2 protein-coding genes are annotated in these 1,409 nt (G+C 33.6%); both read left to right on the top strand.

What is annotated here, in order from left to right:
- The first annotated feature begins 161 nt into the window (after positions 1-161).
- The gene (locus IEV35_RS19950; protein ID WP_188386411.1) at positions 162-758 is read left to right on the top strand and encodes a class I SAM-dependent methyltransferase; all 597 of its coding nucleotides are present in this window, start codon (positions 162-164) and stop codon (positions 756-758) included.
- A gap of 34 nt (positions 759-792) precedes the next feature.
- Entirely contained in the window at positions 793-1,260 is a 468-nt protein-coding gene (locus IEV35_RS19945) for a GNAT family N-acetyltransferase (protein WP_188386410.1), read from the top strand.
- Positions 1,261-1,409 lie beyond the last annotated feature (149 nt).

Here is a 1,409-nt window from a genome sequence, read left to right as displayed (position 1 = left end):
TGGCAATCAAAAATTTTGCGTTAGTAGATAAATATAATTATAAGAAGGCACAATAAGCTGATTATCCTGCTTATTGTGCCTTCTTTCCACGCAAAACTTCCGATTGTCCCCTGAAAGAACCGTCCCTTTGCTTCTGCACTTAAATAATAGGAGAGTATGCAATGGAAGATAATGTTTTTGAGAAGATGGCGAACAGATATGATACGGAAGAAAGAATTGAATTAGCTAACATTATCGTTAAGCAAGTAAGACCAGAATTAGAAAATTGTAAATCCAAAACTTTGTTGGATTATGGGTGTGGTACTGGTTTATCTAGTTTACAATTATCCGATTTAGTTGAATCTATTTTGTTAGTAGATTCATCACAAAAAATGCTGGAAGTTGCAAAAGCTAAAATATCTCGCAAAGGAATTACCAACGCAAACGTGCTTTTTTCAGATTTTACTCAAGAAACTCCTGATCTTAAAGCAGACATAATTTTAATGTCTTTAGTTCTTCTTCATATCTCAGATACTAAAAAGATATTACAAGAACTGTATAATATACTAAATAAGGATGGCAAGCTAATAGTTATTGATTTTGATAAAAATGAAAATATACATCATCCCAAAGTTCACAATGGTTTTTCCCATGAAGAACTGAAGAAAACTCTATCTGAAATTGGTTTTCAATCAACCGAAATTAAGACATTCTATCATGGAAATCGTATATTTATGAACCAAGATGCTTCCGTGTTTATATCTAGTAGTATTAAGTGATTATGATGTAACACGCACCAAAGAAGGAGTACCAATGTTAATAACAAAAAGATGCAAACTAAGACCATTCCAAGAAAATGATCTAGATATCTTCATACAATATCGAAATAATTTAGACTGGATGAAGTACCAGAACTTTAAAAATAAAACAAAAGAAGAATATAGGAAAGCATTGTTAGTTCCAATCGATTTGGAAAATGGTGCTCAGCTTGCCATCGTAGAGAAGGAGACAGATCAGCTGCTAGGAGATCTGTTTCTTTTAATGGATGGAAATAGCCTAATGATTGGTTATGCCATTCATCCAACCTATGCTCGAAAAGGCTATATAACGGAGGTTGTTGAAAGCTTACTACCTAAACTAAAAGAGTGTTATCCATCTTATGATATTGTAGCAATGACCGATAAGGAAAATATTCCTTCTATTAATCTGCTTCGTAAACTAGGTTTTACCTATACAGGATGGAATGACGAATGGCAGTCGGAAGTGTTTGTTTTTGAATGATGGAAGTTTACATAATAGGGGACTGTCCCCATAGCCATCAAGCTAACAGTAGGTGAGATAAGAAATGCTCACCTCTGTTAGCTTTTTGTATCTCTTCTATAAATTTACGCATGACAAAATAAGCCTCTCAAGAGACTTTGTTTTCGGAA

Origin of the sequence: Ornithinibacillus halotolerans, assembly GCF_014637405.1 — a bacterium.
Taxonomy (GTDB): domain Bacteria; phylum Bacillota; class Bacilli; order Bacillales; family Amphibacillaceae; genus Ornithinibacillus; species Ornithinibacillus halotolerans.
This window is presented reverse-complemented; position numbering and strand designations above follow the sequence as displayed.